We start from the raw sequence: 19807 nt of genomic DNA, 5'->3' as shown, positions 1-19807 counted from the left end.
GGGGCAAGAGCCCTTGGTTACTTGGGGCTCTTCCAAGTGACTCGCTGTAAGAGCGAAACCGCCAGCCGCCGTTACCGAAGGAACGGATATGTACTCAATCAATCAAGAGTTTGGTCGGCCCGAAGGCCGCCAAGGTCAAACTATCAAACCGACTCTTTGCGAACCCGAAACCAGGCGGCATAAAGGGCAGGCAAAAACAGCAGCGTCAACGCCGTAGCTACAATCAACCCCCCCATGATCGCCACCGCCATCGGCCCGAAAAACACACTGCGCGACAACGGAATCATCGCCAGAACCGCCGCCAGCGCCGTCAGCACAATCGGCCTGAACCGCCGCACCGTGGCTTCGATGATCGCCTGCCACGGCTTCAACCCGGCCGCGATGTCCTGCTCGATCTGATCCACCAGAATCACCGAGTTACGCATGATCATCCCCGACAACGCGATAGTCCCGAGCATGGCCACGAAACCAAACGGCTGGCGGAACACCATCAGGAACAGCGTCACGCCGATCAACCCCAGTGGCGCCGTCAGAAACACCATCGCCGTGCGTGAGAAACTGCGCAGTTGCAACATCAACAACGTCAGTACGACCACGATGAACAGCGGCACACCGGCCTTCACCGAGTTCTGCCCGCGCGCGGAGTCTTCCACGGTGCCGCCGACATCCAGCAAATAGCCGTCCGGCAATTCGGCACGGATCGGGTCGAGGGTCGGCATGATTTGCTGCACCAGCGTCGCCGGTTGCTCCTTGCCATAGATGTCGGCGCGCACGGTCACGTTGGGCAGGCGGTTACGGTGCCAGATCACCCCTTCTTCAAAGCCGTATTCCAGGGTCGCGATTTGCGACAGGGCCACGCTGCGACCGTTGTCGGTCGGCACCGCCAGGCTTGGCAGCAACGACAGCTCGGTGCGCTCATGCAAGGTGCCGCGCAGCAGGATCTCGATCAACTCATTGTCTTCACGATACTGGCTGACACTGGAACCGGTCAGCGAGCTTTGCAGGAATCTCGACAGGTTCGCCGTGCTCACGCCAAGTGCCCGCGCGCGGTCCTGATCGACGTTGAGGTAAACGACTTTGCTCGGCTCTTCCCAGTCCAAATGCACGTTAACCACATGAGGATTTTCGCGAACCTTGGCCGCCACCTTGCGTGCCAGCGCACGGACCTCCTCAATGTGCTCGCCGGTCACCCGGAACTGCACCGGATAGCCAACCGGCGGGCCGTTTTCCAGGCGCGTGACCCGCGAACGCAGGGCCGGGAATTGTTCGTTGAGGGTAGCGATCAACCAGGTACGCAGGGTTTCGCGCTCCTCGATGGTTTTCGCCAGCACGACAAACTGGGCGAAACTCGCAGCGGGAAGTTGCTGATCCAGTGGCAGGTAAAAACGCGGCGAACCGGTGCCCACATAGGCCACATAATTGTCGATCCCGGCCTTGTCCTTGAGCAACGCTTCGAGGCGCTTGACCTCCTCGGCGGTGTTGCTCAGGGAAGCGCCTTCGGCCAGTTTCAGATCGACCATCAATTCCAGTCGGCCCGACGCCGGGAAAAATTGCTGCGGCACAAAGCGGAACAGGACCACCGAAGCAATGAACAAAATCACCGTCGCCGCGATCACGGTCTTGCGCCGACGCACACACCACTCCACCAGGCGCCGCACCCGCTGATAAAACGGTGTGCCGTAGGGATCGGGTTGGTCAGTACCGTGTTTGGCCGCGTGAATTTTCGCCAGGTCCGGCAAGAGCTTTTCCCCGAGGTACGGCACGAAAACCACCGCTGCTACCCACGATGCCAGCAGCGCGATGGTCACCACCTGGAAGATCGAGCGGGTGTATTCGCCGGTGCCCGATTGCGCGGTGGCGATCGGCAGGAACCCGGCCGCGGTAATCAACGTACCGGTGAGCATCGGGAACGCGGTGCTGGTCCAGGCATAGCTCGCCGCCTTGATCCGGTCGAAGCCCTGCTCCATTTTGATCGCCATCATTTCCACGGCGATGATCGCATCGTCCACCAGCAAACCCAGCGCCAGCACCAACGCGCCGAGGGATATCTTGTGCAGGCCGATGCCGAGGTAGTACATGGTGGCGAAGGTCATGGCCAACACCAGCGGGATTGCCAAAGCGACCACCATGCCGGTGCGCACGCCAAGGGAGAAGAAGCTCACCAGCAACACGATGGCCAGGGCTTCCACCAGAACCTGGACGAACTCGCCGACACCGGTTTTCACCGCCGCCGGTTGATCGGAAACCTTGCGCAGTTGCATGCCGGCCGGGAGGTTTTTCTGGATACGGGCGAACTCGACTTCCAGAGCCTTGCCCAACACCAGAATGTCACCACCGTCCTTCATGGCCACGGCCAGACCGATAGCGTCCTGCGCCATGAAACGCATGCGCGGCGCCGGTGGATCGTTGAAGCCACGGCGCACGTCGGCCACATCAGAGATTCGGAAAGTGCGATCTCCAACCCGAATCGGAAAGTTTTTTATCTCATCGACGGTCTGAAAATTCCCCGAGACCCGTAGCTGCAATCGCTCACTGCTGGTTTCGAAGAAGCCGGCGGTGGACACGGCATTCTGTTCTTCAAGCGCCTGCTGCACCGCCGCCAATGGCAAACCCAGGGTGGCGAGCTTGACGTTGGACAGCTCGATCCAGATTTTTTCATCCTGCAGGCCGAGCAGGTCGACCTTGCCCACGTCCTTGACCCGTTGCAGCTGGATCTGGATGCGGTCGGCGTAATCCTTGAGTACCGCGTAATCGAAGCCGTCACCGGTCAAGGCGTAGATATTGCCGAACGTGGTGCCGAACTCATCGTTGAAGAACGGCCCCTGAATGCCCGGCGGCAAGGTGTGGCGAATGTCGCTGACCTTCTTGCGCACCTGATACCAGAGCTCGGGAATCTCTACCGAGTGCATGGAGTCGCGGGCAATGAACGTCACCTGTGACTCACCGGGGCGGGAGAACGACACGATGCGTTCGTACTCGCCGGTTTCCATCAGCTTCTTTTCGATGCGTTCGGTGACCTGGCGCGAGACCTCTTGTGCCGTGGCGCCTGGCCAGTTGGTACGGACCACCATGGCCTTGAAGGTAAACGGCGGATCTTCGCTCTGGCCGAGCTTGGTGTAGGACAGCGCGCCGACGATGGCCAGCAACAGCATCAGGAACAGGACGATCTGGCGATTACGCAGCGCCCATTCGGAAAGATTGAAGCCCATCGGGGATTACTCCTTGTCCGCCAGATTGACCACGCGGTTGGAGCGATCCACCGGGCGCACCTGCTGCCCGTCCAGAAGCACATGGACGCCGGCGGCCACTACCCAGTCGCTGGCGTTGAGACCTTCGAGCACCGGGACGGTTTTCTCACCGAAGGCACCGACCCGCACCGGGGTTTTCTTCAGGGTGTTGTTGGCGCTGACGACCCAGACGTAAGTCACGCCATTTTCCGCGGTCAGTGCAGACAGCGGCACCGCCAGCGGGACGGCCTCGGCAGTTTGCACGAACACCCGGGCGCTCTGGCCCAGCTCGGCAGGGACCTTGCCACCGGCAAATGCGATGCGGGCAGCGAAGGTGCGGGACTTCGGATCGGCGGATGGCGACAGCTCGCGGATGTGCCCGGCGAAGCGCTGATCCGGTTGCGTCCACAGTTCCACCGACACCGGTTGACCGACCTTGAAGCGGCCGAAGCTCTGTTCCGGCAGGCTGATCAATACTTCGCGTTCGCCATCGGTGGCGAGGGTGAATACCGTTTGCCCGGCGGCCACGACTTGCCCGACTTCCAGCGCTCGTTTGGCCACGACACCATCCTGTGGTGCACGCAATACGGCGTAGCTGGCCTGGTTGTTCGAGACGTTGAATTCGGCCTTGATCTGTTTGAGACGCGCTTCGCCGGAGCGGTAGAGGTTTTCCGCATTGTCGTACTGCGAACGGCTGACCAACTGACGTTCCATCAACGTTTTATAGCGATCACGCTCAGCGCGCACCATATTTAGATTGGCCTCGGCAGCCGCGACCTGGGCACGGGTGGCCTCCAGTTGCAGGCGCACATCTTGCGGATCGAGTTCCGCCAGGGGTTGATCGGCCTTGACCCGCTGCCCTTCTTCGACCAGTCGTCGGCTGACTTTGCCGCCGATGCGGAACGCCAGGTCCGGCTCATAGCGGGCGCGGACTTCGCCGGGATAGCTTTCCATCACCTGAGCCGAAGGCTCTGGCTGAACCACCATGGCCGGGCGAACGCTGGTTTGGGGCGCCTCTTCGTGACCACACGCCGTCAAAAAAAGCGCCAGGGTGACTGGCAACGCGAGGGGCAAGGCATAGCGGAACATGGTGAAGGACCTTTCGCTAATGGTGCTTGGAATAATTATACTGACCGGTATGTTATTAATAGCAAACTCACCAGTCCAGTAATAAAAGCGCATATGCCGAACAATCTTTCAGCACCCAACGGCCCTGGCCGCCCCAAGGATCTGGCCAAGCGCCAGGCGATCCTCGACGCGGCGAAGACGCTGTTTTTGACCAAGGGATATGCCAACACCAGCATGGATGCTGTCGCCGCGCAGGCCGGAGTATCGAAGCTCACGGTCTACAGCCACTTCAACGACAAGGAGACGCTGTTCTCCGCGGCCGTGGTGGCCAAGTGCGAGGAGCAATTGCCGCCTCTGTTTTTTGAACTGCCGGAAGGCGTGGCAGTGGAAACCGTGCTGCTGAATATTGCCCGCGGCTTTCATCATCTGATCAACAGCGACGAATCGGTGAACCTGCACCGCTTGATCATGACCCTGGGCAGCCAGGACCCGAAGCTCTCGCTGATCTTCTTCGAGGCAGGTCCCGAACGCATGCTGCACGGCATGGAGCGACTGCTGAGCAAGGTGGATCAGAGTGGCGCGCTGAGCATCGATAAACCGCGTAATGCAGCGGAGCATTTCTTCTGCCTGCTCAAGGGCGCGGCGAATTTCCGGTTGTTGTATGGCTGTGGCGAGCCGTTGACCGGGGAAGCGGCTGAGAGCCATGTGCGGGAGGTTGTGGAGTTGTTTATGCGGGCTTATCGGCCGGAGTCAGCCTGAGGTATTTGTGGCGTCAGGGCTGACGCCATCGCGGGCAAGCCTTGCTCCCACAGGTTTTGTGTAGGGTTCAATGTTTGTTTACGCCTCAAACCCTGTGGGAGCAAAGCTTGCTCGCGATTGGGGCAACTCCCACAGGTTTTGTGCAGGGCTCAATGTTTGTGAACGCCTCAAACCCTGTGGGAGCAAAGCTTGCTCGCGATTGGGGCAACTCCCACAGGTTTTGTGCAGGGTTCAATGTTTGTGAACGCCTCAAACCCTGTGGGAGCAAAGCTTGCTCGCGATTGGGCAACCCGGTCTTAAGCCTTGAGCGCTTTTTTAGGATAAATGTCATACCGGCTCGACTTGCCATCCAGCGCATGACTCGGCTTGGGCCCTTCGATGCACGGTGCCTTGCGCGGGCGCTTGACTACGACCCGGTGGGTGGCCAAAGCCAATGCGGCCTGGAGCAAGGCCGGCGCATCGGGATCATCGCCCACCAGCGGCCGGAACAGGCGCATTTCCTTCTTCACCAATGCGGTTTTCTCACGGTGCGGAAACATCGGGTCGAGGTAGATCACTTGCGGCGGCTCGCCCTCCCAATTGCGCATCACCTCGATCGAATTGCCCTTGAGCAAGCGCATGCGCGCCACGATCGGCGCCACGTCGAAATCTTCAGCGCCACGGGCCAGACCATCCTCAAGCAATGCCCCAATCAACGGCTGGCGCTCGATCAGGCTCATCTCGCAGCCCAGGCTGGCCAGCACGAACGCATCCTTGCCCAGCCCGGCCGTGGCATCCAGCACTCGCGGACGCACGCCCTGAGCGATGCCAACGGCCTTGGCGATCATCTGCCCGCTGCCGCCGCCGTACAACCGGCGATGGGCCGCGCCACCCTCGACGAAGTCCACCCGCACCGGGCCAGGCGCGTCCGCGCCGAGCTGCTGCAGCTGCAAGCCCTGCTCGCCCACCTGCAACGCGAACTCACCGTTATCCACCTGCAACGGCAGGCCCAGGCGCTCGGCCCAGTGCTCGGCCTGTGGCTGAAAGGTCGCGCCCAAGGCTTCGACATGGATGCGGCACGCCGCCGGTTGCTCAATCATGGGAAAAAATGCTCAAAAAATTAATGATCGGCAAAAACGGCCGATAACAAAACTATCGAGCATTTTGCCAGAGCTGAGCGTCGACCGAGAGAAATGTCAGACATTCAACCCACCATCACAGGTTTTATCTCGCCCTATGGCGACTACAACCTGCGAAACACCCAGGCACTGAGCGGCGTCAGCCACATCTGGCAGGATTTCTTTGCCCGTGCGCTGGCTGAACAGTCGGGTGAGGATGTACTGCCGCCATCGCTCAATTTTCCACCGGTCGATCTCGAAAGCCCCGTCGAACCTACTGTTGGCAGCGACCTGCTGGCGCACATCGTTTCCCAGCGCGAATGCGACGTAAAGGACAACGAGGTTCGCCCACCCGAACCGCTGTTCCTGCCGATTGCCGAGTTCGAAATGGACCTGGCCGACAAGCCGTTCCCACCGTTCCCGCCGGAAGAAATCGTCGCCCAGCAAAAACAGCAGGACTTCGAAAGCGGCTGGGTGCGCCCGATCGTGTTGACCGCCGGCCAGCCATTGCCGGAAGCCGGCCCGGCGCCGCAACCGCGTCCGTTGCACCTGCCGATCGCCGAGTTCGAACTCGATCTGCTGGACAAGCCCTTCCCGCCGTTCTCGCCGGAAGAACTGGTGGAGCAACAAAAACAACTCGATTTCGATAACGGCTGGGCGCGTCCGATCATCCTGCAGAACCTGCGCCTCGCCGCCTGACGGTCAGCCTTTGAAAAACTGATTGGCCTTGGCGTACGGCATGGACCGCGACGTGAACCCGAAGGTGCCCGACGTCTTGATCTCTTCGGCAGCGCGGTAGAACTCGCCCAGCGCCGCCAGGGCCAGCGCCGAGCCGACACTGATGCGCTTGACGCCCATTTCGCTCAGTTCCTGGACCGTCAGTTTCAAGCCGCCGGACATCAACACGTTGACCGGCTTCGGCGCCACGGCGCGGACCACCGCCAGTACCTCTTCAGCGTTGCGCAGCCCCGGCGCATAAAGCACATCGGCACCGGCCTCGGCAAAGGCCTGCAAGCGGCGAATCGTGTCATCGAGATCCGGATTGCCATGCAGAAAGTTCTCGGCCCGGGCAGTCAGCGTGAACGGGAAAGGCAGGCTACGAGCTGCCGCGACGGCAGCCTCGATACGCGCGACGGCATGTTCGAAGCAATAGATCGGAGCGCCTTCGCGCCCAGTGGCGTCTTCGATCGAACCACCCACTGCCCCTTCGGCAGCGGCACGCAGAATGCTTTGGGCGCATTCGACAGGATCATCGGCAAAACCGTTTTCCAGATCGACCGCCACCGGCAAGTCGGTGGCGGCGACAATCGCCCGAACGTTGGCCAGGGTGTCGTCCAGGGTCAGTCCGCCATCAGGGCGCCCTTGGGAAAAAGCGAAACCGGCACTGGTGGTTGCTAGCGCCTCGAAGCCCAGGCTGGCGAGCATTTTTGCCGAGCCGGCATCCCAAGGGTTGGGAATCACAAAAGCCCCGTCGCGTTCGTGCAAGGCTTTGAACGCTTGGGCTCGAAGGGTTTGCGCATCCATTGGCAGGCTCCTGAAAAGGGGAATGAATCCGCCTTCAGAGCAGGCCAAGTTGCTCGGCGGCGGGCTCTCTGTATAGCTCAGGCAGCGCCGGCAAGCCAGGCAAACGCGCCATCAACTTCCCGTGGAAACGCTGCGCCAGTTTCGCCGCCAGCACGTTGTCGGCGGTGTGCAGGAAGATGTATGGCGTGCGGCCCTCTTCGATCCACAGGGCGATTTTCTCCACCCACGGCAGCAGAAACGGGTCGTTCGCTTCGAGCTGCGGATGGCCGATGAAGCGCACCTGAGGGAACTGGGTGAACGCTGCCGGGCGCGGCGGGACCCTGGGCTTTTTCGATTGGGCGTGGAGCACTGAAGGATCGGTCGAGGTGCAGCTGAACAGCGCGCGCGGATCAAGGCAAATGCGCTCGACACCGCGATCCAGCAACAGGCGATTGAGCAGCCGTTCACTGTCGCCCCTGGCAAAGAAGTCGTCATGCCGCACTTCCACCGCCAAGGGTCGCTGCAAGGCATCGATGAATCCCGCCAGCTCGGGCAAGCGCTGCGGCGTAAAACTTTTCGACAACTGCAACCACAGCGGCGACACCCGCTCGCCGAGGGGGCTGAGCAATTGAGTGAAGGTCTCGGCAGCGGTCAGTTGTTCGCGCAGGTCACCGCCATGGCTGATGTCGCCGGGAAACTTCGCAGTAAAGCGAAAGTGTTCGGGAAGGGTTTGCGCCCAGCGCTGCACGGTGCTGGCAGCCGGGCTCGCGTAGAAGGTCGTATTGCCTTCCACGGCGTTGAATACTTGGGAATAGAGGTTGAGGAACTCGGCGGGTTTGGCGTCTGGCGGATACAGGTAGTCGCGCCAGGCGTTTTCACTCCAGGATGGGCAGCCGAGGTAGTAAGGCAACAGCATCAGATGTACAGGTCAAGACCCATGACTTGCGCTTCCCAGTCGACGAAACCGGCGGTGCTGAGGTAGCTGGCCAGGGCCATCGCCACGCTTTTGCTCATGGCGCGGTGATAAAGCATGTCTTGCTGACGAGCGGGGAGATTGCTCAGGCGTTGCGCAGCGGCTTTGGCACGAGCGGCCAGTTGCTCTTCGGACGGAAACTCCAGCTCGCCTTCGATATCGACGGATTCGTCTTCCACCACCCGGCCTTTGCGCGGATTGCGTTTGATGGGGTAGGACTGAGAGGAAATGCCGTCTATACGCATAAGTGCATGCTCGGTATCAGTGATGGCAGTTTAGTGGCGCATAACCCACTTCGCAAACCGCCGAGTGATAACTAGAACACATAAAAGACAAAAGGTTTAAAACGCGAGGTTAGAAAACGACGATTGGCGTTGGCAGTTAGATTGCTATCGCGGGCAAGCCTTGCTCCCACAGGTTTTTTGTCGTCACCCGTTTATGTGAACGATACAAAACCTGTGGGAGCAAGGCTTGCCCGCGATTGGGGCAACTCGGTTTCGGATTAACGCGCCTTGGGCGTCGCCACCTTGTCCCGCAGATAAACCGGCTGAGCCTCATCCGCCACGATCGCCTCCCCGCGCGCCCAGGCAAACCGCGCCAATGTCAGCAGGTCTTCGGCGTGGGGCAGCATGCCCGCATCCTGGCCGCTCAGGCTTACCGCAATGCGTTCGCCATAACCCCAACCGGTGCCAGCACCGAACCATTCGCCGCTGGCATCGGCCGGCAATGCAGTCACTTCCGGTGGCAGCACCGCTTCCTTGCCGACCAGGCGCATCTCCCCCGCCGTCTCGCGGTAGCAGCCCCAGTACACCTCGTCCATGCGCGCATCGATGGCGGCCGCGACCTGGCTGGCGCCGTGTTCGCGAAAAGCACGCTGGGCCAGCACCGCGAGGTTCGACACCGGCAATACCGGACGGTCCAGGGCAAACGCCAGGCCTTGCACGACACCGATAGCGATGCGCACGCCAGTGAACGCGCCGGGCCCGCGACCGAAAGCAATGGCGTCCACGGCTTGCAGGGTGATGCCGGCGTCAGCCAGCAATTGCTGGATCATCGGCAGCAACTTCTGCGCATGCAGGCGCGGGATCACCTCGTAATGGCTCGTCACTTTGCCGTCATGCAGCAAGGCAACGGAGCAAGCTTCAGTCGCGGTGTCCAGGGCCAGCAAGGTGCTCATCGATGTATCCACAAGAGGGTTGGTAAAAAGAGGGATCAGAAAAAGTGCGTCAGTATAAACAACTACGGCCCGCAAGCGGGCCGTTGATGATGCAGCGGATCAGTCTTTTCAGCTCAGGGCCGCGAGCACCTTGGCGGTGATTGCTTCGACCGAACCGACGCCTTCGATATGGCTGTACTTTGGCTTGCCATTGGCAGCCGACAGCTTCTGGTAGAAATCCACCAGCGGCTTGGTCTGCGAATGGTAGACCGACAGGCGATGACGCACGGTTTCTTCGGTGTCGTCCTTGCGCTGTACCAGTTCTTCACCGGTGATGTCGTCCTTGCCGGCCACTTTCGGCGGGTTGTAGACGATGTGGTACACGCGGCCACTGGCCTCGTGAACACGGCGACCGGCGATACGCTGGACGATTTCCTCGTCTTCGACGGCGATCTCGACCACTGCATCCAGCTCGACGCCGGCAGTCACCAGGGCTTCAGCCTGAGGAATGGTGCGCGGGAAACCGTCGAACAGGAAGCCGTTGGCGCAGTCGGACTGGGCGATGCGGTCCTTGACCAGGGCGATGATCAGGTCATCGGACACCAGGCCACCGGCATCCATGATGCTCTTGGCCTTGATGCCCAGCTCGGTGCCGGCCTTGACCGCTGCCCGCAGCATGTCGCCAGTGGAGATTTGCGGAATGCCGAATTTTTCGGTGATGAACTGTGCCTGAGTACCTTTACCGGCCCCGGGAGCTCCCAGCAGAATGACGCGCATCGATGTGCTCCTCAATTTTTTATATAGATAACGTCAGATTCGCCTCGTGGGGCCAATCTCAAAAATAGGGTCGTGGCCGCCCAAACGGCCAAAGGCTGATCAAGATACACAGCAGGCTGCGCCCACACAAGACGCCAAAAGTCGGAGAAACCGCAGGGTCTTGTGACCTTTGCGCGCGGTTCCCCAAGTCGCAACCCCATCATTAACTGTCGCCTGGCCGTACTTTTATAGCGACCAGTCATCGGCGTCCGATGCACACATCGGACGCCTTTCCCCACGGCAAAAACCTTAGCCGGTATTACGCAAACCGGCGGCAATCCCCGCTACAGACACCAGCAGCGCCTGTTCCACCGGGCTGTCCTGCGCCACATCCGGTTGCCGCGAACGGGCCAGCAACTCGGCCTGTAATAGATGCAGCGGGTCGAGGTAGGTGTTGCGCAAGCGGATGAATTCCAGGGTGTCTGGGCTATGTGCCAGTAGCTGCGACTGACCGGTCATCCCCAGGACGATCGAGCATGCCTGCGACAATAGGTCGCGTAAGTGCGCGCCCAACGGCAACAGTTCCGGCTCGACCAGACGCTCGTCGTAGGACTGGGCGATTTCAGCGTCGGCCTTGGCCAGCACCATCTCCAGCATATCGATGCGAGTACGGAAGAACGGCCATTGCTCGCGCATTTGCCCCAGCAACTCACCCTCGCCCCGTTCCAGCGCCTTGCTCAGTGCCGCCTCCCAGCCCAGCCAGGCCGGCAACATCAGGCGGGTTTGGGTCCAGCCGAAGATCCACGGGATCGCCCGCAGGCTTTCGATGCCGCCGGCACGGCGCTTGGCCGGGCGACTGCCCAGCGGCAAACGTCCGAGCTCCTGTTCCGGGGTCGACTGACGGAAGTACTCGACGAATTGCGGATTCTCCCGCACCACGGCGCGGTAAGCCCTGACCCCGTCGGCGGCCAATTCATCCATCAGATGACGCCATTCAGGCGTTGGTGGTGGCGGTGGCAGCAGGGTCGCTTCAAGTACCGCGGCCAAATACAGATTGAGGTTTTGCTCGGCGATGTCCGGCAGGCCGAATTTGAATCGAATCATCTCTCCCTGCTCGGTGGTACGGAAACGACCCGCCACCGAGCCCGGTGGCTGCGACAGAATCGCCGCGTGGGCCGGGCCGCCGCCACGGCCCACGGTGCCACCGCGACCGTGGAACAACAGCAATTCCACCTGCTGCTCGCGACAGATGTCCACCAGACGCTCCTGCGCCCGATACTGCGCCCAAGCCGCCGCCGTGGTGCCGGCATCCTTGGCCGAGTCGGAATAGCCGATCATTACTTCCTGCGGCCCTTGCAGCCGCGAGCGATAGCCCGGCAACAGCAACAGCTTTTCGATCACAGGCCCGGCGTTGTCGAGGTCGGCCAGGGTTTCGAACAACGGCACCACACGCATCGGTCGCAACACGCCGGACTCTTTGAGCAGCAGTTGCACGGCCAGCACATCGGAAGCGGCACCGGCCATGGAAATCACATACGAACCGAGGGACGCCGCGGGCGCAGCGGCGATTTCCCGGCAAGTCGCCAACACTTCGGCAGTATCGGCGGACGGCTTGTAGTGGGCCGGCAGCAAGGGTCGGCGGTTGTTCAGTTCGCGCGTCAGGAACGTGATGCGCTCTTCTTCGCTCCAGTCTTCGTAGCGACCGAGGCCCAGGTAATCGGTGATTTCGGTCATGGCCGCGCTGTGCCGCGACGAGTCCTGACGCACATCCAGACGCACCAGGAACAAGCCAAACGTCACAGCCCGACGCAGGCAATCGAGCAATGGGCCGTCAGCGATCACGCCCATGCCGCACTCATGCAGCGAGTGGTAGCACAGCTCCAGCGGATCAAGCAGGTCACGGTTGTCTTGCAGGACGTCGACGGGCGCAGGGGTGGGTGTTGTCAACGCTGCATGAGCCCAATTGCGCGTGGCGCGCAGGCGCTCGCGCAATTGTTTGAGTACCGCACGATACGGCTCCGCGCTGTCTCCGGCCTTGGCTTTGAGCGCTTCACTGGCCTGCTGCATCGACAGATCGGCCGCGAGGTGATCGACATCGCGCAGGTACAGATCGGCCGCCATCCAGCGCGCCAGCAGCAACACTTCGCGGGTGACGGACGCCGTGACGTTGGGGTTGCCATCGCGGTCGCCGCCCATCCACGAGGCAAAGCGAATCGGCGCGGCTTCCAGCGGCAAGCGCAAGCCGGTGGCGGCATATAAAGCCTGATCGGCCTTGCGCATGTAATTCGGAATCGCCTGCCACAGCGAATGCTCGATCACCGCGAAGCCCCATTTGGCTTCATCAACCGGTGTCGGGCGTGTGCGGCGGATTTCTTCGGTGTGCCAGGCCTCGGCGATCAGGCGTTGCAGTTTCGATTTGATCTGCTCGCGCTCGGCGCCAGTCAGGTCGCGATGATCCAGTGCCGCCAGTTGCGCGGCGATGGCGTCGTATTTCTGGATTAAGGTGCGGCGCGCGACTTCGGTCGGGTGAGCCGTGAGAACAAGCTCGATTTCAAGCCGCCCCAATTGCCGGGCCAATGATTCGGCGCCATGCCCTTCAGCGCGCAGGCGAGCGAGCAGCTCCGGCAGGACTCGCGACTCGAACGGTGCCGGCTGCGACTCTTCCCGTCGATGAATCAGCTGATATTGCTCGGCGATGTTGGCCAGGTTGAGAAACTGGTTGAACGCCCGCGCCACCGGCAGCAACTCGTCTTCGGTCAACTGGTTGAGGCTGGCGCTCAGCTCGGCGTCCATGGAGCCGCGGCGATCAGCCTTGGCACCTTTGCGGATCTGCTCGATCTTGTCGAGGAAGCCGTCCCCGTACTGTTCACGAATGGTGTTGCCCAACAGCTCACCCAACAGGTGAACGTCCTCGCGCAAGCGTGCATCAATATCGGTCATCAGCAGTTCTCCAGCAAAGAATCCGGCGGCCAGGAAACCCAAGAGTGCCGCTCCAGGCCGGTTCTTACAAGTCAGACGACGAAGGGTCTTCACACCTCCAAGGCAGAAGCTAGTCTGAACATTGAGCCGTACAACGGCTTAAGCCGGCCTATGCCGGACATCTTCCGACCTGCCACGAGCAGGCGTGTCATGAGGTCATTATGAAAATCCGCGAGCTTGCCCATCACTGGGAAGAAAACGCCAAGGGTCGCCTGACTGACACTGGCTACTCGATTCATCTGGACGTTGAAGCTGCCGCACGCCTGGCGGCGATCATCGAGATGTACCCCAAACGGCAACCCGAAGAACTGCTCGGCGAACTGATCGGCGCCGCCCTGGAGGAATTGGAAAAAAGCTTCCCCTATGTGAAAGGCTCGACGGTGGTGGCCACGGATGAGGAAGGCGATCCGCTGTATGAAGACATCGGCCCGACTCCGCGTTTTCTGGCGTTGTCCCGTCGTCATTTGCACGATTTGTCAGCAGGCCACGACAAGCAGAAACACTGAATTTCTCCTGTGATACACCTGTAGGAGCGAGCCTGCTCGCGATGGACTTCACGGCGCCGCGTTCATTGCGAAATAACGCGTTTTCGTTGACGACCATCGCGAGCAGGCTCGCTCCTACAAGGGTTTATTCCCCGCTCCAGAGCCTTCTCCATTCGGTCAACAGTTTTCCAACGCCACGCCAATTTCTCTGAACTTTTAAAAAACGCCCCCGGTCAACCCAGTAACCATGCCTGGGACGGCCGTTTCAAAACACCGGAAAACGAAGGTTGCGGCTCCATGCCCAGGATGGATTTTCAGTTGTTCAGGAGTAAGCCCAATGGAGTTGAAAATCATGAACACCCGCACAGGCAAATCCTCGTTCCCCCCTCTGCACCACCTGAAAATGGCTGCCCTGGTCATCGGCGGCAGTCTCGTGCTGGCCGGTTGTGCCGGCCACCCACCCACCGAACAGTTCGCCGTGACCGAATCAGCGGTCAACAACGCCGTGAGCGCTGGCGGTACCGAATTCGCCGCCGTGGAAATGAAGACGGCCCAGGACAAGCTCAAACAAGCCGAAATTGCCATGCACGACAAGAAGTACGACCAGGCCAGAACCCTCGCCGAACAGGCTGAATGGGACGCTCGCGTGGCCGAGCGCAAGGCCCAGGCAATGAAAGCCGAACAGGCTGTGAAGGACTCTCGACAAGGGGTTCAGGAACTGCGTCAGGAAAGCCAGCGCACCGTTCAGTAAACGGCGTGGCTCGACGTATTTCTTTACTCGACTAAAAGGACGAAGACCATGAATTCCAAACACTTGATGATCCCTGCCCTGTTGGCCGCCAGTGTTGCATTGGCTGCCTGCTCCACACCGCCCAATGCCAACCTTGAGCAGGCCCGCACCAACTACAGCGGCCTGCAAGCCAACCCACAGGCGAGCAAAGTCGCGGCACTGGAAACCAAGGAAGCCAGCGATTACCTGGACAAGGCCGACAAGGCGTATCTGGATAAAGAAGACCCGGCCAAGGTCGATCAGCTTGCGTATTTGACCAACCAGCGCGTGGAAGTGGCGAAACAGACCATCGCCCTGCGCACCGCAGAGGCCCAGCTGAAAAACGCCTCCGCGCAACGGGCCCAGGCGCGGCTGGATGCCCGTGACCAACAGATCAAACAGCTGCAGGCCAGTCTCAACGCCAAGCAGACTGATCGCGGCACGCTGGTGACTTTCGGTGACGTGCTGTTCGCCACCGACAAGGCCGAGCTGAAATCCAATGGCCTGATGAACATCAACAAACTGGCGCAATACCTTCAGGAAAACCCCGATCGCAAAGTGATCGTCGAGGGCTATACCGACAGCACCGGTACGGCGTCGCACAACCAGTCATTGTCGGAACGTCGCGCTGGTTCCGTGCGCACGGCGCTGGTGAAGATGGGCGTCGATCCGGCGCGCATCGTCGCCCAGGGTTACGGCAAGGAGTATCCGGTGGCGGATAACGCCAGCGTGTCGGGACGCGCGCAGAACCGTCGGGTGGAAGTGACGATTTCCAATGACAATCAACCGGTGATTCCGCGTTCGGCGGTGAGTGCCAACACGCAATAAGCCGTTGTTTCACAAAAACCTGTAGGAGCGAGCTTGCTCGCGATAGCTGAGTGCCAGGCAACAGAGATGTTGAATGTCAGACCGCCATCGCGAGCAAGCTCGCTCCTACATTGGATTGGTTTATTGCTCCAGCTTCTGTGGGGTTTCCTGCCCCATGCAGCGCACGGCTTTTTTGCGGTCGTTGACCAGCACCCCGGTCAGTCCTTTCTGCTCGGTATCAAACAACACCAACACCCCATCAATGCACTGCGCCACTTGCGCTGCCGGCTCCAGGGAGACTTTGTAGTCTTCCCCCGGCACGGTTTTGAGCATGGTGAATTCGTTGAGCAGCAACGCATCCTCGGGCTTTGCGAAGTGCAGGTAGCCGTACCACCACAGGGCACCGACGGTGCCGAGGATGCTGCAGATACCGGTGATGATCAGCGGGATGGCGTTACGTTCTTCACTCATTGCGGACTCTCTGGTGGTTCATCTTCTGAATTCTGGGGTGCCGGGTAATTGGGGATTTCACCCAGGCGGCGCAGGCCGTTGAAATGCTGCGGGTCTTCGAGAAAACGCAGCATGACTTTGCGCCAGACCGGGTCGGCGAACGTCTGCACGTGACCACCACGAGTCAGTTGCAGCACACGCGGCGGCGGCGCAGCTTGATACAGACGGATGCCGTTGGAAAGGGGCACGATCGGATCGTCGATGCTGTGGTAGATCAGTTTCGGCACACCGTTGAGCTGTGCGATGGAGTTGATCGCACTGTCGCCGTCCGGCACCAGCCACGACAGGGGCACCTGGAACGCCCAGAACACCCAGGAATTGCTCAGCGCAAAACGTCCGACATCGCGATAGCTGGCAGGCACGCCATCGAGGACCAGCGCCTTGAGTTGTTTCTGTCGCTCGGGGTGTTGAACGAGGTAGTGCACGGCCATCGAGCCGCCGAGGCTCTGACCGAGCAGAATCAAGGGTTTGCCTTTGACCTCGGGTGCCTCGTCGAGCCATTTGAACGCCGCGTCGATGTCCTGGTAGATCGCCGGCAGGCTCGGCTCCCCCTCGGACAGACCGTAGCCGCGATAGTCCACCAGCAGCACTTGATAGCCTTGCTTGGGCAGCCACCAGCTACCGCCCAGATGCATCGGCAAGTTGCCGCCGTTGCCGTGCAGGTGCAGCACCGTACCCTTGACCTCGACACCTTTTTTCGCCGGCAGCCACCAGCCATGCAGCCTGACGCCGTCGGCGGTGGTCAGGGTGACGTCGCGGTACTCAAGCTTGGCTTTTTCCGGGGTGAACAGTTGGCCGGGCTCGGGGTAGAACAGCAGCGAGCTGCAGCCGCTCAAAGCCAGGAGAAGGCAGATGATGCCGAGGATTCTCATCCGTTGAAACCTCGCGAAAGTGGGAGGTAACACTAGACCTGTAGGAGCAAAGCTTGCTCGCGATAGCGGTGTGTCAGGCAATACACCTGTTGAATGTAATGCCGTCATCGCGAGCAAGCTTTGCTCCTACAGGAGACGTTGTTCACAGGATGTTGGAGTAATCCGCCTCGATCCGGTCCAGGCTCAAATGGTTGAGGAAGTTGGAGAAGCACATCCATGCCGACAGCGCGTTCATGTCGCGGAACTGTTCCGGCAAATACTTGGGCGGCACCACCATTCCTTCGTCCACCAACTGGCGCAAGGTGCGCATGTCTTCCAGCGTCGTCTTGCCGCAAAACAGTAGCGGAATCTGCTCCAGCTTGCCTTTGCGCACAGCCAGTTGAATGTAGTTGTAAATCATGATGAAGCCCTTGAGGTAGGACAAGTCTTTGGTAAAGGGCAGACCTGTCGGCGTCGAGCCGCGGAACACGCGGCTGGCGTTGCTGTAGCTCTCGGGCATCTCGAAGCCTTGTTCGCGGAAGAACTCGAACACCTGCAGGAAATCCGCACCCTCCTCCACCATGTGAATGGCGCGGGTGCGGTTGGTCAGTTTGCGCAGACGACTGGGATAAGAGGCAAAGGTGATGATCTCCATCAGGATCGCCAGGCCTTCCTGGGTCACCGTCGACGAGGGCGGGCCCTTGGCCAGGAAGGTGCAGATCGGCTGGTTCAGGCCATTGAGGGTGGTGCCGACGTGCACCAACCCTTCATGAACCTCCAGCGCGCGCACATCGCGCTGGTTGAACATCGCGTCGGTGCGGATCTTGATGTAGTCCGCGCCGGCCGCCGCATCGGCGACGATCCCGTCGGACTCGAACACCCGGATGGTTTCCTCGGCTTCGCCAAACACCTTGTTCAAGCGATGCTGCAGCATCTCGACGGCCTCCTTGGCGGTCAGCGTCTTCGGTTCATCCTTCAGGTCGCCACGGCCGTCGATGTTGTTCAGGTATTCGGACAACATCATGCCCAGGTCGGACAGGGTCGGGTCACCGGCATGGAACGCGTCGGAGGCGGCACCGTACAGCTCCTGGGAAATCAGACCGAAATCCTCGGTGCCGCGCGCTTCAAGCATGCGCACCACCATCCGGTATTCCTTGCACATGCGGCGCATGATCTGGCCGACCGGGTTGAACTGACCGAGCTGGCGGGTGATGTCACGTTCGATATTCTGGAATTCCAGCTTCACTTTGCTGGAGTCGAAGGTCAACGGCCGGTTGAGGTAGTAGTCGCGGTCCACCGCCGGCATTTCCTTGCCTTTGGCCTTGAGGAAACCTTTGCGGATGGTGTCGTCCCATTTGACCGCATCGAGGACGCGGATCGGCGTCTGCGCCAGCACAATGCGATCAGACAGAATGCGTATCGACTGCTGGTAATCGTCCACCGGAAACTCCTGAAAAACATGCTGATTATTTGGCTTTGGCCTGGCGCTGATAGCGTACCGCTTCGACGAACACATCGGAATTGGCCGGGTCGTCCAGATAAGCGGACACCTGGTCAATCCGGCTGTCGATCAACACGCCCTCGCCGTCGTCGGTCTGGAAGCCTTGGCCGCTGAGCGCTTGCTGCCCAAGTGCCTGTTTGATCTGCTCGAGGTCGAGGTTGTACACCACCAGCTCATGCTTGTCGGTGAGCTCGAACCCGGCAATGGTGAAATGCCCGCCGAATTGTGCCGGCACTTTCGCCGAGAGATACCAGCGGCTGCCGTGGCGCGACACCGTGAACGGATAAGCCTCGCGTTCCCTGGGTTTGGCTCTGAAGTAGCTGACCGCCTGATAGCGATTGTCGCCGACGCGCGTCAGTTCCAGGTTGAGTGGCTCACCCCAGGCGTTGGTGCTGGTCCATTTGCCGAGCAACCCCTTGGGCGCGGGCTCGCTGGTGGGCAGTGGCTCCTTGAAGGTCACCAGGCAGCCACTGAGCAGCAGGATCGACAAGGCGATCGCTACGACACGCCAGGCTTTCATTCAACACTCCCTTTTGAACACAACGCTGTCCTCTGTAGGAGCGAGCCTGCTCGCGATGGCGGTGTGTCAGACAACATAAATGTTGAATATCAGACCATCGCAAGCAGGCTCGCTCCTACAGGGATTAAACCGAAGCCAGCACCAAATGCATATAACGCGTGAGTATGCCGAGCATTTCCTCTTCGGCCGCCGGCTCGGTATCGTTGAGCAGGCCCTGATATTCCATCCGTCCGATTATAGCCGTCAACACTTTGGCATCCTGTTGTGGCTCGCGGGAACCCAATACCTGAAAAAGCTGGCAGGAGCCCTGCAGGAGAATCTGCTGGTGCGAACGCACCAGCCTGGCCAGGCGCGGATTCAGCAGCGCCTCCTGGCGGAATGCCTGCTCGGCCATCAAGTGCTCGCGACGGGTGACCAGTTGCCGGTGAACATAGTCGGTCATCAGCCGTGCAATCTGGTCGGCCAGGTGCGAGCGCGCCTGCGGGCTGCCGTCGCCGCTGGCAATCATGTCCCGCAACAGACCTTCGTTGTTCACCCACAGCTTGGCCATGTAGGCCGCGCTGCGTTCGACATATTGGGCGAAGGTATCGGTGAGCAGGTCATCGATGTCCTTGAAGTAGTAGGTGGTCGCCGACAGCGGCACATTGGCCTCGGCAGCCACTGCCCGATGGCGCACGGCACGCACGCCATCGCGTACGACAATGCGCATCGCGGCATCGAGAATCTCCTGTCGCCGCTGCTCGCTGCCCTGTCGGCTGGCCTTGCGACCCTGGTACTGAACACTCTCAGCGACCGCAGTGGCGATACCCGCTGCACCTTCTTGAGCCAATGCATGCTTCACGACGG

At 60.5% G+C, this 19807-nt stretch carries 19 protein-coding genes; 5 read left to right on the top strand and 14 right to left on the bottom strand.

The genetic code is table 11. From position 1 onward, the window contains the following. Positions 1–143: 143 nt before the first annotated feature. Together GPL81_RS11285 and GPL81_RS11280 are read right to left on the bottom strand one after the other, a co-directional pair. Positions 144–3209, bottom strand: a complete 3066-nt coding sequence (locus GPL81_RS11285; protein WP_160106787.1) for an efflux RND transporter permease subunit — start codon at positions 3207–3209, stop codon at positions 144–146. Positions 3210–3215: 6 nt separating this feature from the next. Then, complete coding sequence (locus GPL81_RS11280; RefSeq protein ID WP_160106786.1) at positions 3216–4316, bottom strand: efflux RND transporter periplasmic adaptor subunit; 1101 nt, start codon at positions 4314–4316, stop codon at positions 3216–3218. A 93-nt stretch (positions 4317–4409) separates the two neighbouring features. Between GPL81_RS11280 and GPL81_RS11275 the strand changes: the two genes are divergently transcribed. Beyond that, positions 4410–5054, top strand: a complete 645-nt coding sequence (locus GPL81_RS11275; RefSeq protein ID WP_160106785.1) for a TetR/AcrR family transcriptional regulator — start codon at positions 4410–4412, stop codon at positions 5052–5054. 296 nt (positions 5055–5350) lie between these two features. Here GPL81_RS11275 and GPL81_RS11270 read toward each other — a convergent pair whose 3' ends face one another. Then, a complete protein-coding gene (locus GPL81_RS11270; protein WP_121103567.1) occupies positions 5351–6133 on the bottom strand; it encodes a class I SAM-dependent methyltransferase in 783 nt (260 codons plus the stop codon). 93 nt (positions 6134–6226) lie between these two features. Between GPL81_RS11270 and GPL81_RS11265 the strand changes: the two genes are divergently transcribed. Continuing rightward, a complete protein-coding gene (locus GPL81_RS11265; protein WP_096513189.1) occupies positions 6227–6850 on the top strand; it encodes an energy transducer TonB in 624 nt (207 codons plus the stop codon). Between the two features lie 3 nt (positions 6851–6853). On the opposite strand, the gene GPL81_RS11260 is transcribed toward GPL81_RS11265, so the two are convergent. From GPL81_RS11260 to ppc, 6 genes are all read right to left on the bottom strand, one after another. Beyond that, positions 6854–7675 carry an isocitrate lyase/PEP mutase family protein gene (locus tag GPL81_RS11260; protein WP_160106784.1) on the bottom strand — a complete coding sequence of 274 codons (822 nt, stop codon included), beginning with the start codon at positions 7673–7675 and terminating at the stop codon, positions 6854–6856. Positions 7676–7709: 34 nt separating this feature from the next. Beyond that, entirely contained in the window at positions 7710–8570 is an 861-nt protein-coding gene (locus tag GPL81_RS11255; protein WP_160106783.1) for a DUF72 domain-containing protein, read from the bottom strand. Beyond that, positions 8570–8872 carry a hypothetical protein gene (locus GPL81_RS11250; protein WP_096513192.1) on the bottom strand — a complete coding sequence of 101 codons (303 nt, stop codon included), beginning with the start codon at positions 8870–8872 and terminating at the stop codon, positions 8570–8572. Before GPL81_RS11250 ends, GPL81_RS11255 begins: the two co-directional genes overlap by 1 nt. Positions 8873–9129: 257 nt before the next feature. After that, positions 9130–9804 (bottom strand): tRNA (adenosine(37)-N6)-threonylcarbamoyltransferase complex dimerization subunit type 1 TsaB, encoded by a 675-nt coding sequence (gene tsaB, locus GPL81_RS11245; protein ID WP_160106782.1) that lies wholly within the window; start codon positions 9802–9804, stop codon positions 9130–9132. A gap of 108 nt (positions 9805–9912) precedes the next feature. Then, positions 9913–10560 carry an adenylate kinase gene (adk, locus tag GPL81_RS11240; RefSeq protein ID WP_160106781.1) on the bottom strand — a complete coding sequence of 216 codons (648 nt, stop codon included), beginning with the start codon at positions 10558–10560 and terminating at the stop codon, positions 9913–9915. A 288-nt stretch (positions 10561–10848) separates the two neighbouring features. Next, a complete protein-coding gene (gene ppc, locus GPL81_RS11235; protein WP_160106780.1) occupies positions 10849–13479 on the bottom strand; it encodes a phosphoenolpyruvate carboxylase in 2631 nt (876 codons plus the stop codon). Between the two features lie 200 nt (positions 13480–13679). Between ppc and GPL81_RS11230 the strand changes: the two genes are divergently transcribed. The 3 genes from GPL81_RS11230 (at position 13680) to lptF (ending at position 15600) form a co-directional block, all read left to right on the top strand. Further along, a complete protein-coding gene (locus GPL81_RS11230; protein ID WP_160106779.1) occupies positions 13680–14024 on the top strand; it encodes a pilin assembly protein in 345 nt (114 codons plus the stop codon). A 316-nt stretch (positions 14025–14340) separates the two neighbouring features. Continuing rightward, positions 14341–14754 (top strand): DUF4398 domain-containing protein, encoded by a 414-nt coding sequence (locus GPL81_RS11225; RefSeq protein WP_160106778.1) that lies wholly within the window; start codon positions 14341–14343, stop codon positions 14752–14754. A gap of 48 nt (positions 14755–14802) precedes the next feature. Further along, complete coding sequence (gene lptF / locus GPL81_RS11220) at positions 14803–15600, top strand: lipotoxin F family OmpA-related lipoprotein LptF (RefSeq protein WP_160106777.1); 798 nt, start codon at positions 14803–14805, stop codon at positions 15598–15600. A 120-nt stretch (positions 15601–15720) separates the two neighbouring features. On the opposite strand, the gene GPL81_RS11215 is transcribed toward lptF, so the two are convergent. The 5 genes from GPL81_RS11215 to GPL81_RS11195 form a co-directional block, all read right to left on the bottom strand. Beyond that, on the bottom strand, positions 15721–16050 hold the full coding sequence (locus GPL81_RS11215; RefSeq protein ID WP_056856280.1) for a PA3694 family proteiin: 330 nt from the start codon (positions 16048–16050) through the stop codon (positions 15721–15723). Continuing rightward, positions 16047–16961, bottom strand: coding sequence for an alpha/beta hydrolase (locus GPL81_RS11210; RefSeq protein WP_160106776.1), 915 nt, complete (start codon positions 16959–16961; stop codon positions 16047–16049). The genes GPL81_RS11215 and GPL81_RS11210 overlap by 4 nt, the downstream gene beginning before the upstream one ends. A 142-nt stretch (positions 16962–17103) precedes the next feature. Continuing rightward, the gene (locus GPL81_RS11205) at positions 17104–18381 is read right to left on the bottom strand and encodes a flavohemoglobin expression-modulating QEGLA motif protein (RefSeq protein WP_121103562.1); all 1278 of its coding nucleotides are present in this window, start codon (positions 18379–18381) and stop codon (positions 17104–17106) included. Between the two features lie 25 nt (positions 18382–18406). Further along, a complete protein-coding gene (locus tag GPL81_RS11200) occupies positions 18407–18961 on the bottom strand; it encodes a hypothetical protein (RefSeq protein WP_160106775.1) in 555 nt (184 codons plus the stop codon). Between the two features lie 124 nt (positions 18962–19085). Beyond that, the gene (locus tag GPL81_RS11195; RefSeq protein ID WP_096515555.1) at positions 19086–19790 is read right to left on the bottom strand and encodes a TetR/AcrR family transcriptional regulator; all 705 of its coding nucleotides are present in this window, start codon (positions 19788–19790) and stop codon (positions 19086–19088) included. Positions 19791–19807: the final 17 nt, after the last annotated feature.

Source organism: Pseudomonas izuensis (assembly GCF_009861505.1).
Lineage (GTDB): Bacteria > Pseudomonadota > Gammaproteobacteria > Pseudomonadales > Pseudomonadaceae > Aquipseudomonas > Aquipseudomonas izuensis.
Note: the sequence above shows the minus strand (reverse complement) of the source record. Positions and strands in the feature narration are given on the sequence as shown.

What these genes read in the sequence shown, in the direction of transcription:
- GPL81_RS11210 (WP_160106776.1), bottom strand. Translation starts at nt 16,961, where the DNA reads ATGAGAATCCTCGGCATCATCTGCCTTCTCCTGGCTTTGAGCGGCTGC.
- lptF (WP_160106777.1), top strand. Translation starts at nt 14,803, where the DNA reads ATGAATTCCAAACACTTGATGATCCCTGCCCTGTTGGCCGCCAGTGTT.
- tsaB (WP_160106782.1), bottom strand. Translation starts at nt 9,804, where the DNA reads ATGAGCACCTTGCTGGCCCTGGACACCGCGACTGAAGCTTGCTCCGTT.
- GPL81_RS11270 (WP_121103567.1), bottom strand. Translation starts at nt 6,133, where the DNA reads ATGATTGAGCAACCGGCGGCGTGCCGCATCCATGTCGAAGCCTTGGGC.
- GPL81_RS11230 (WP_160106779.1), top strand. Translation starts at nt 13,680, where the DNA reads ATGAAAATCCGCGAGCTTGCCCATCACTGGGAAGAAAACGCCAAGGGT.
- GPL81_RS11285 (WP_160106787.1), bottom strand. Translation starts at nt 3,209, where the DNA reads ATGGGCTTCAATCTTTCCGAATGGGCGCTGCGTAATCGCCAGATCGTC.
- GPL81_RS11250 (WP_096513192.1), bottom strand. Translation starts at nt 8,872, where the DNA reads ATGCGTATAGACGGCATTTCCTCTCAGTCCTACCCCATCAAACGCAAT.
- GPL81_RS11255 (WP_160106783.1), bottom strand. Translation starts at nt 8,570, where the DNA reads ATGCTGTTGCCTTACTACCTCGGCTGCCCATCCTGGAGTGAAAACGCC.
- GPL81_RS11215 (WP_056856280.1), bottom strand. Translation starts at nt 16,050, where the DNA reads ATGAGTGAAGAACGTAACGCCATCCCGCTGATCATCACCGGTATCTGC.
- ppc (WP_160106780.1), bottom strand. Translation starts at nt 13,479, where the DNA reads ATGACCGATATTGATGCACGCTTGCGCGAGGACGTTCACCTGTTGGGT.
- adk (WP_160106781.1), bottom strand. Translation starts at nt 10,560, where the DNA reads ATGCGCGTCATTCTGCTGGGAGCTCCCGGGGCCGGTAAAGGTACTCAG.
- GPL81_RS11200 (WP_160106775.1), bottom strand. Translation starts at nt 18,961, where the DNA reads ATGAAAGCCTGGCGTGTCGTAGCGATCGCCTTGTCGATCCTGCTGCTC.
- GPL81_RS11280 (WP_160106786.1), bottom strand. Translation starts at nt 4,316, where the DNA reads ATGTTCCGCTATGCCTTGCCCCTCGCGTTGCCAGTCACCCTGGCGCTT.
- GPL81_RS11225 (WP_160106778.1), top strand. Translation starts at nt 14,341, where the DNA reads ATGGAGTTGAAAATCATGAACACCCGCACAGGCAAATCCTCGTTCCCC.
- GPL81_RS11260 (WP_160106784.1), bottom strand. Translation starts at nt 7,675, where the DNA reads ATGGATGCGCAAACCCTTCGAGCCCAAGCGTTCAAAGCCTTGCACGAA.
- GPL81_RS11265 (WP_096513189.1), top strand. Translation starts at nt 6,227, where the DNA reads ATGTCAGACATTCAACCCACCATCACAGGTTTTATCTCGCCCTATGGC.
- GPL81_RS11275 (WP_160106785.1), top strand. Translation starts at nt 4,410, where the DNA reads ATGCCGAACAATCTTTCAGCACCCAACGGCCCTGGCCGCCCCAAGGAT.